This window comes from Chamaesiphon sp. OTE_8_metabat_110 (assembly GCF_031382685.1).
Classification (GTDB): Bacteria; Cyanobacteriota; Cyanobacteriia; order Cyanobacteriales; family Chamaesiphonaceae; genus Chamaesiphon.
Window position 1 is genome coordinate 1 of sequence record NZ_JANMZA010000607.1, and the last position, 9,633, is coordinate 9,633.

Sequence of the window (9,633 nt, forward strand, 5' to 3'; positions counted from 1 at the left end):
CTCCAATCGTTACCCCAATATGTATTTGCTCGGTTAGATGAACTCAAAGCAAATGCTCGTCGCCAGGGTATCGATCTGATTGACTTGGGGATGGGCAACCCAGACGGTGCTGCGCCAGCACCAGTCATTGCGGCAGCCAAAGATGCGCTTGATGAAGCCACCAATCATGGTTATCCGCCTTTTGAAGGTACCGCCAATTTTCGGGGCGCGATCGCCAAATGGTATTATCGCCGCTATGGCGTTACCCTCGATCCCAACAGTGAAGCTTTACCGCTGCTCGGCTCTAAAGAAGGTTTAGGACATCTAGCGCTCGCTTATATCAACCCTGGCGATACAGTCCTGGTACCCAGTCCCGCCTATCCCGTCCACTTTCGGGGGCCTGCGATCGCGGGTGCTAAGATTCATAATATTATCCTCAAACCGGAGAATGACTGGGAAATCGATCTCAATGATATTCCCGAAGATGTCGCCCGCAAAGCCAAAATTCTCTTCTTCAACTATCCCAGCAATCCGACTGGTGCTACTGCTTCGCGCGCCTTCTTTGAGGATGTCGTCGCCTTTGCCCACGAGTACAAAATCATGTTAGTTCACGATCTGTGCTACGCCGAACTCGCCTTTGACGGCTACAAGCCCACCAGCCTGTTAGAAATCCCCGGTGCCAAGGAAATCGGCGTCGAGTTCCATACCCTCTCCAAAACCTACAATATGGCTGGCTGGCGCGTCGGTTTTGTCGTCGGTAATAGTCAGATCATCCAAGGACTTCGCACCCTCAAAACCCACCTCGACGACGGTATTTTCGCCGCACTCCAAACCGCCGCTCAAACAGCCCTCGAACTTCCCGACGAATACGTCACCCAAGTCCAAAATCGCTATCGCGAACGTCGCGATTTCACGATCGAAGGACTATCTAAACTGGGCTGGAAGATTAAACCAACTAAAGCCACGATGTATCTGTGGATTCCCTGCGCTGTCGGTTGTAATTCGACGGATTTTGCGCTGATGGTGATGCAAAAAACTGGGGTGGTTTTCACGCCCGGTAATGCGTTTGGGATTGGTGGTGAAGGCTACGTCCGCATCAGTCTGATCGCCGATCTCGATAGGTTGGGTGAAGCAATTGGGAGACTTGCAGATGCCGGGATTCGCTATGAGTAATCGATCGAATCAAACAGTTTAGATTCTCTTTACTTCGGCTCTAAATATTCTGTGAGCAGTGCCCATCCCTAGTTTCTCGATCGAGAGTTAATGCTGGTTGCTTTGAGGTTGCGATCGTGAGAAAAATAGAAAATTAAACTTTAACCAACGACGATCGTTCATTCTCAATCCAGAATTGTTAAATCGTCCATTAGGCTAGGTGCGTGTCAGATCTACCGATGGATTTAGCCGCTTTAGAAGTCGCACTTAGGGATTTATCTCACGACGATCGAGCGGCACAATTAGTGAGAAGTTTGTATAGCTTTTGATATTTAGCTTGGCTGCCTGTTTGCTTGTAATTACGGCTCTAAGCAAAATAAAAAGTGGGATGCTCCCAAAGCCCAGAGCCTAAAGCCCAGAGCCTAACTTTATGACTATAGTCATGTTGTTTTGCTAACTAGACCGTGACTTTAGATAGCGATCGAGAGTGGCTAATCGGTACTTTTGATTGATGATGCAGACATAAACCTCGCGCTAAACTTAGATTAACCTACTTATCTGGACGAGACTCAACCTATAAATTTGACGAGAAAAACTTACGTCACATAGGATGATTTATATATGTCAAAACTTACTTCATTAGCAGTTGGACTGCTGAGTGCGATAGCGATCTTGCCAGCATCGTCAGCTATGGCGGCAACTAACAATCCTGCATCCAGCCTTACACCAGCCGGAGATCTGCACGCTCAAGTTATTCTCAAGATCGGCCCTCAATATCGAGATCGGGGTTACGATCGCGGCTATTCCCGGTGGGAAATACAGCGGCAACGGCGGCTAGAATGGGTACGGGAACGGGAAGCTCGCGCCCGCTGGCGGTCGAGATATGACGATCGCGGTCGCTACGATCGCGGCTACCGTCGCGATTACGACCGTGACTATCGTTACTATCGCTAAATCGATCGGACAAATGACCGTCAACTAGTTTCAAGTCAAGACTGCGGCGAGCTAGTAGTGAATTTAGACTGCTAGCCCGCACTAATCTAGGAGTAGGGACGATCTAACTTATTTAGATCGTCCTTTTTCGATCGTGGCTGGGTACGAACGGGCAGCGGTATAATGATCGATTGAGTCAACTGCGATCTCGATCGTCAATCTTTACTCAAGTTGCAACTTCAGTAGATTTTCCCACCACCCCCAAACCTCATGACCCAAACGCCCCTCTCCCCCAGCCAAAATCGTCAGTTACCGCTGCAACAGCCAGACAATCTCGGTCGGTTTGGCAAATTTGGGGGGAAATATGTCCCAGAGACGCTGATGCCAGCCTTGCTGGAATTTGAAGCCGAATACCGCCGTCATACCCAAGATCCCGAATTCCACCAGCAACTCAACGGACTACTCCGCGATTATGTCGGGCGACCCAGCCCCCTCTATTTTGCCGAGCGGCTCACCGAACGTTATGCGCGTCCCGATGGTACTGGTGCCCAGATTTACCTCAAACGGGAAGACTTAAATCATACTGGCGCTCACAAGATCAATAACGCCCTAGCGCAAGTATTACTTGCCAAGCGGATGGGCAAGCAACGGGTGATTGCCGAAACGGGTGCAGGACAGCATGGTGTGGCAACAGCGACCGTCTGCGCGCGGTTTGGGCTAGATTGTGTCATCTTCATGGGCGTGGAAGATATGAAACGCCAAGAGCTGAACGTGTTCCGGATGCAGTTGCTCGGCGCGGAGGTACGTCCGGTAGCAGCGGGAACTGGCACGCTCAAAGATGCAACTTCCGAAGCGATTCGGGACTGGGTGACTAATGTCGAGACGACTCATTACATCCTCGGATCGGTGGCTGGCCCGCATCCCTACCCGATGATCGTGCGAGATTTTCATGCAATTATTGGCGTAGAAACTCGCGCTCAAGCAATAGAGAAATGGGGCGGCTTACCAGATATTCTCCTCGCTTGTATCGGTGGTGGTTCTAATGCGATGGGACTATTTCATGAATTTGTCAAAGAGCCGACGGTGCGCCTGATTGGGGTCGAGGCGGCTGGCGAAGGCGTGGATACCGATAAACATGCTGCTACACTTACAAAGGGTCGTCCGGGCGTACTGCACGGGGCGATGAGCTACCTGCTGCAAGACAACGATGGACAAGTCACCGAAGCGCATTCGATCAGTGCTGGATTAGACTACCCTGGAGTCGGGCCAGAACATAGCTATCTCAAGGACTTGGGACGAGCTGAATATTATAGTGTTACCGACGCTCAAGCTTTAGAAGCTTTCCAATTATTATCTAAGTTAGAAGGGATTATCCCGGCGCTTGAAACCTCCCACGCAATCGCTTATCTCGAAACCCTCTGTCCTCAACTTACTGGCAGTCCCAAGATTGTCATCAATTGCTCGGGACGCGGTGATAAGGATGTGCAGACAGTTGCTAAGGTATTGAAGTTTTAGAAAAGTTGGGAGTTGGGAGTTGGGAGTTCGGAGCAATTGGGCTTTAGGACTTAGGATTGAGATGTTTGAAGAAATACTCTTAACCTACTGACTCTTTCACTCCTTTCTCGCACTGTGCGCTCTCAGATACTCCTGTTTACTACCAACTCCTCACTCCCAACTATTTATGACTCGCTCCAGCGGCATCCTCCTCCACCCCACTTCTTTACCTAGTCCCTTTGGAATTGGCGACTTAGGTGAAGATGCGTACAAATTCATTGACTTTTTACACGATGCCCAGCAGAAGTATTGGCAGATCTTACCACTCGGGCCGACGGGTTATGGTAACTCGCCATACATGTGTTATTCAGCGATCGCGGGTAATCCGCTATTAATTAGCCCAGTTAAACTATTAGAAGATGGTTTACTAGCTACCACAGACTTAGAAAATCTCCCCACCTTTCCGACTCATCGCGTTGACTTTGCACTAGCGATCGCAGTTAAAACCAAGCTATATCATATTGCCTTCGAGCGGTTTCAATCATTTGCCGATGCCGACCAAAAACACAACTTCGATAACTTTTGTCACAGTCAAATCTATTGGTTGGATGACTATGCCTTATTTATGGCGTTGCGCGAAGCACACGACGGTAAGAGCTGGCATCAATGGGAGCCAGATTTAGTCAAACGCGAACCGATCGCACTAATTCACTGGCAAAACCAACTCAAACACCAAATTAGCTATCATAAATTCATTCAATTCAAGTTCTTTGAACAGTGGTTGGCGGTAAGAAATTACGCCCGCGATCGACACATTGAAATCATCGGTGATATTCCAATTTATGTCGCCCATGATAGTGCTGATGTCTGGGCAAATCAAAAATTCTTTGAACTCGATCCCGAAACCGGAGCCGCCGCCCTGATGGCTGGTGTGCCGCCCGATTACTTTAGTGAAACCGGACAATTGTGGGGAAATCCAGTTTATCATTGGGAAAATCTCGTACATACTCAGTTTAATTGGTGGATTCAAAGATTTGAATCACTCCTCAAATTGGTAGATGTAATTCGCGTCGATCACTTTCGCGGTTTCCAAGCATTTTGGGCAGTCGAACAGGGCGAAACTACCGCCATGAATGGACGCTGGATCGAGGCTCCAGGTGCAGATTTATTTAACACCATTCAACAAAAATGGGGACACTTACCGATTTTGGCAGAAGACTTGGGCGTAATTACTCCCGACGTGGAAGCTTTGCGCGATCAATTTGGTTTTCCAGGCATGAAAATCCTCCAATTTGCCTTCGGTTCGGACAATGGCAATCCCTTTTTACCATTCAATCACTCACCCAATTTTGTGGTGTATACAGGTACTCATGATAATGATACTAGTGTCGGCTGGTTTGAGAAATTAACAGGTGTCGAACGCGATCGATTCTTGTTGTATTCCGGTGGGATTTGTTCGGCAGGCGTACATTGGGATCTGATCCGATTGGCGATGACTTCCGTCGCCGATTTAGCAATCTTCCCCCTCCAAGATATCTTGGGTTTAGGCGGTGCCGCACGGATGAATTTTCCGGGCTTAGCTGAAGGCAATTGGGAATGGCGGTACGATCCGTCAGTACTCAATGAGCCGCTAGCATTAAGATTAAAAAATCTCACATTAATCTGTGGTCGCAGTAGCACTTAAATCCCGCTCTCAAAATCTAGTGTTCGCTGGGTGCAGCAAATTTTTTGAACATCACGACCCATGCTGCACCACCTCACTCAAAGCTTCCGCGATCGTAATATCACTGACGCCACGACGTTTTAGACTTGCCACTAACGCTGTCACTGTCTCGCTTTCAAAGCGTTCTAGATCGACGCGCAAACATTGACCGATATAGGCACGAATCAACGGCTGATAGCCCGAAAATCCTAACAATGGTGCGACTCTTTTGAGATCCTCAATCACATCTTCGGGGAGCCGCATCGTCACGCTCGTCATCGGACGGTTGCGGTCGAGTCGCCGCTTTAGTGCTTCAATTTTCATAATCTGCTCTCTCCTGACGGGTTGCTCTACGTGCTGAAATAATCCGAATACTATCTTCTTCTTGCTCGATATGAACTACATAAAGCAGGTTCCAGCGAGTATCCAACCCAATCGCAGCATCCCGCGCTTCATCATTGCGACTAGCATCAACAATTATCATGAATGGGTCGAATAGTGCCTCAGCAGCTTGTTGGAAAGTAATCCCATCATGATTAATCGGATTTATCCGCGCTTTTTCGTCATCCCATAAAAAGGTGATGCCGTTAAGTGAGTAGTACACATTCATGGAGATTATTATAATCAAAGCGTATTTACAATGTCAATACACTTTGACGATCGAGCTGCTGGATACGAACGTCTGAATCGTTAGAAAGTGCCCTTCGTCAGTACGTAGATACTTAAATGCTTTAAACGTTAAAATATTAGTACCCTTGCCAATTTGTGAAAAGTATGCCCTTGCTCTGGTTTCGTCGCGACTTACGATTGACTGACAATGAGATCGTCACCCTAGCGGCGGCTGAGAATACGCCAGTTTTACCATTTTTCATCATCGATCCGTGGTTTTATACTTGGGCGGATGTCGGCTCGTCGAGGGTGAGATTTTTGTTTGAGTCTTTGGCGGACTTAGATCGCCAATTGCAAGAGCTAGGCAGTCGTCTATGCTTGTTTGAAGGCAACTCCACCCAGATCGTTCGGGATCTCACCACACAGCTCGTTGCTCAAGGAGAGCGACCCAAGCTATTCTTCAATCGCGATGTTCAAGTCGAGTATGGAATTAGTCGCGATCGATCTATAGTAGACTTTTACCACGAATTAAACCTCGATTGTCACCTGGGATTAAACAACTTCTTGCAGACTCAAGATCGCCGTCAGGAATGGTTTGGTGAGTACTATAGCTATCAACGTCAACCCCAATACCAGCAACCATTAAAGCTCGATTTACCAACACTCACGATTGACATTCCCCAACTGACTTTTACAGAACTTACCCAAAAATACTCACGGTTTTGGGATGTCGAAAAAGTCTATTTTCCCGGTGGGGAAACAAATGCCCACGATACATTAGACTCATTTCTCACCAGTAGATTCCACGGCTATCATTGGAAACTGTCACGTCCGTGGTTGGCTCAACTTGGGGCAACTTCTCACCTCTCCCCACATCTAACGTTTGGCACGATTTCGACGCGGACTGTTTACCAAGCGACCAAAGCTAGAGTCGCCGCTCTTGCAGGTCGAGACAAAGCCGAATTTTCACTCAACGCCTTTCGCGACAGGTTGCGCTGGCACGATAGTTTTACGCAGCGGTTGTATTTCCACCCAGAAATAGCTTACCAAAATCGCTACCCTGAATTTGATGATTGGTACAAGCCGGACGAACTAAGTCCGAACCAGCTCGAACTATTCCAAGCTTGGCAAGAGGGGATGACGGGTTTTCCACTAGTTGATGCGAGTATGCGCCAGCTCCAAACGATGGGCTGGATGAATTTTCGGATGCGGGCGATGTGCGCTACCTTCCTCACTATCAATTGCGGCGTGTCTTGGCAGCATGGAGCCAAACACTTTATGAACTATTTAGTCGATGGGGATCTAGCCATTGATAACTGGCAGTGGCAGATGCAGGCTGGTGTCACCAATCCTTTGAGTGAGACGTTTCGGATCTACAACCCCAATAAGAATATCGCTGAAAAAGACCCCGATCTGAGTTTTATTCACCATTGGATATCTGAATTACAGGGATATAGTCTCGATGAAGTCAGCGAGGGTAAGTATATGGATAGCTATTATCCCCAACCAATTCTTGATTGGTCGCAGACGCGCAAAGTTAACGGCAAGATCGTTTCCGATCTCCGCAAACAAGTTAGAACCAGACTAGTAGCTCAAGGTGGTGCTGAGTATGACAGCGCAATCGCGGCAAAGGAAACTGTGGAAAAGTACTGGGAGTATAAGCATAAAGAATACGAAAAAATCTCACCGCGATCGGCTTAGAGCGTATCATCAATTAGGTAAACTGAGGTCAAGTAGAAAATACCACTAGGGCGATCGATCTTTGAACTTGTTTACGTCTTAGTCCAGTAGACTTCTTCCAAACCGACTTGAAAATTTTCCGTCATCCAGACTAAACCAGCTTGAGTCACTTTACCGTCGGTGATGGTAACTAATGAGAAATTGCGGAGAGTGCGTTCGATCGTGGAGAGGACACGCGGACAGCGAGCGGCATTGAGATATATCGTGCCATTCGGATGCACGACGATCGGATCGCGCAAACGTTCTTTCGTATGCCTGAGTCGGTGGTGCATGTGTCCGAAGGTCACTAACGGAATCGATTTACCTTGAGACTTAAGTAGATCGATCGCGTCAGCCAAGTCAGGATCGCCGTAGTCGCCGCCAATTACTGTTTCACCCCAATCCTTACCACAAATCGATTCGGGGTCTTCCCCCAGCCCTGTGGGACCATTGTGACCGATGATGATGAGATGTTCGCAAGCGGCTTGAGTGGCATTCTCGACAATCCTATTGGTAGATGCGGCAAAGCTATCGATCCCAAATCTGGCTTCATAAAAGTCACTATACTTCCACTTGGGGCCGCCCCAGCTAAATGGACGACTCCCGATTACGGAAAGATTTAATTGCGGAAAATCTAATTTGCCGTAACCGACATAACTTTCGCCCAATAGATCGATTTGTTGCTGCACGCGGTCTTCGACGAGCGGGTCGTAAGGGCTTTTGCTGCGCCCCCAATCGCTAGCAGTATACCAGGCATCATGATTGCCCAAGATCGCGGCTTTGGGTAGATCGATCGCCGCCAGACGGCGGACTAGTTCTACGGCTTCATTCCCAAAATCGCCGACAAATAAGACTAAATCGACGCCCAGATGCCGCAGCGCGATTTCATCATCGGCTGTCCATTCGTCGTGAACGTCCCCGACGATCGCAATTCTAATAGGTTTGGTTGGATTCTCCGGCATGGTTGTAACGAGCAGTCTACTTGCGCCTTCACCATTATAAGGGAGATTCGCTATCCACTATTCACCATCCACTATCCACCATCCACTTTACGGCGTCTTATATGTAAAAAAGTTATTAAAGATCCCGATCGATTCGACTCGACCGTTGAAATTGACGGTGGGGACGGCGATTTCCGATCGATAGATGCTAAACAGCAGCCAATTTTGGCGCGTGGTAGTCATCGATAGTAAGGGGCGCAAGCGGGGTTTGTAGGCTTCGATCGCCGCACGGCACGGCTCCTGAATCAAGTTGCCCAATCCGGGCAGGCGCTCGCATTGGTCTTTGGCGAGGGTGCCGACGCGATCGACAGCGTAAGTTTCATAGGCGTCTCGATCGGGATTTGTCGCCAATCCTAGCCCACACAGCCCTAAAATACCGCACATAATTACTTGCCATAATTTCATACCGAACCCAAACTCACTAAAATTATTTTACTGTAACCCCAGACGGACGAGTAACTGTAGATGTGTCGATTCGATCTAAATTTTGAGCGCGAGTAACGATCTAATTCGAGCAAATTGTGTTAATATAGTTTCTACGAGTAAATCGTGGCGAGCGTCGCCTAGTGGTTATGGCAGAGGTTTGTGGTGCCTCCACTCGCGGGTTCGAATCCCGTCGTTCGCCCTTATAGGTTCAGGTTAGTTCAGAAGTCCCCGATCGTGAGATTGGGGATTTTTAATTGGCGGTGAGGAACGATCGCCGCAATCGCCCATGTCGCAAGTGGGAAAGTAGTAAAATTAAGCCAAGACAATCTTTATTCCGGCAAGCGCGATCGATGGATACTACTAAAATTTTACCGATTTTGGGTGCGACAGCATTTGGACTACTGGTACTCGTGACTCTTGGAATCGGTTATCTGACTGTATTAGGTTGGCGAGATCGTCAGCGCCGCGAGCAAGATCGCCGCGCTAGTCGTTAGGTAGCCGCGCTAGTAAGGACATGGATTTAATTCTTTGTCATACTACGGCAGATTTTGATACGCTGGGGGCAGCGGTAGGTTTGGCTCGGCTATTGCCAGGGAGTAAGATCGTGCTGACTGGGGG

General features: G+C 48.4%; 10 protein-coding genes and 1 tRNA gene. 7 read left to right on the forward strand and 4 right to left on the reverse strand.

The features are described 5' to 3' along the window. From RMO52_RS21840 to malQ, 4 genes are all read left to right on the forward strand, one after another. On the forward strand, positions 1–1,152 hold a 1,152-nt coding region (locus tag RMO52_RS21840; RefSeq protein WP_310418529.1), incomplete at its 5' end, for an aspartate aminotransferase. Between the two features lie 600 nt (positions 1,153–1,752). Next, positions 1,753–2,085 (forward strand): hypothetical protein, encoded by a 333-nt coding sequence (locus RMO52_RS21845; protein WP_309742820.1) that lies wholly within the window; start codon positions 1,753–1,755, stop codon positions 2,083–2,085. 249 nt (positions 2,086–2,334) lie between these two features. Continuing rightward, positions 2,335–3,579 carry a tryptophan synthase subunit beta gene (gene trpB, locus RMO52_RS21850; protein ID WP_309742822.1) on the forward strand — a complete coding sequence of 415 codons (1,245 nt, stop codon included), beginning with the start codon at positions 2,335–2,337 and terminating at the stop codon, positions 3,577–3,579. A gap of 166 nt (positions 3,580–3,745) precedes the next feature. Further along, entirely contained in the window at positions 3,746–5,242 is a 1,497-nt protein-coding gene (malQ, locus tag RMO52_RS21855) for a 4-alpha-glucanotransferase (RefSeq protein ID WP_310418533.1), read from the forward strand. 51 nt (positions 5,243–5,293) lie between these two features. Here malQ and RMO52_RS21860 read toward each other — a convergent pair whose 3' ends face one another. Both RMO52_RS21860 and RMO52_RS21865 read right to left on the reverse strand, forming a co-directional pair. Continuing rightward, positions 5,294–5,584, reverse strand: coding sequence for a hypothetical protein (locus tag RMO52_RS21860; RefSeq protein WP_309742825.1), 291 nt, complete (start codon positions 5,582–5,584; stop codon positions 5,294–5,296). Then, complete coding sequence (locus RMO52_RS21865; protein ID WP_309742848.1) at positions 5,574–5,870, reverse strand: BrnT family toxin; 297 nt, start codon at positions 5,868–5,870, stop codon at positions 5,574–5,576. The genes RMO52_RS21860 and RMO52_RS21865 overlap by 11 nt, the downstream gene beginning before the upstream one ends. Positions 5,871–6,034: 164 nt before the next feature. On the opposite strand from RMO52_RS21865, the gene RMO52_RS21870 reads away from it, so the two are divergent. Beyond that, positions 6,035–7,570, forward strand: a complete 1,536-nt coding sequence (locus tag RMO52_RS21870; protein WP_310418536.1) for an FAD-binding domain-containing protein — start codon at positions 6,035–6,037, stop codon at positions 7,568–7,570. A gap of 71 nt (positions 7,571–7,641) precedes the next feature. Here the strand turns inward: RMO52_RS21870 and RMO52_RS21875 are convergent, their stop codons facing one another. Next, positions 7,642–8,550 (reverse strand): TIGR04168 family protein, encoded by a 909-nt coding sequence (locus RMO52_RS21875; protein ID WP_310418540.1) that lies wholly within the window; start codon positions 8,548–8,550, stop codon positions 7,642–7,644. An 87-nt stretch (positions 8,551–8,637) separates the two neighbouring features. Continuing rightward, positions 8,638–8,994 (reverse strand): DUF4359 domain-containing protein, encoded by a 357-nt coding sequence (locus tag RMO52_RS21880; RefSeq protein ID WP_309742830.1) that lies wholly within the window; start codon positions 8,992–8,994, stop codon positions 8,638–8,640. Between the two features lie 147 nt (positions 8,995–9,141). Here RMO52_RS21880 and RMO52_RS21885 point away from each other — a divergent pair. Then, positions 9,142–9,214: transfer RNA gene (locus RMO52_RS21885), tRNA-His, on the forward strand. 61 nt (positions 9,215–9,275) lie between these two features. Further along, positions 9,276–9,509, forward strand: coding sequence for a hypothetical protein (locus tag RMO52_RS21890; RefSeq protein WP_310418544.1), 234 nt, complete (start codon positions 9,276–9,278; stop codon positions 9,507–9,509). Positions 9,510–9,633: the final 124 nt, after the last annotated feature.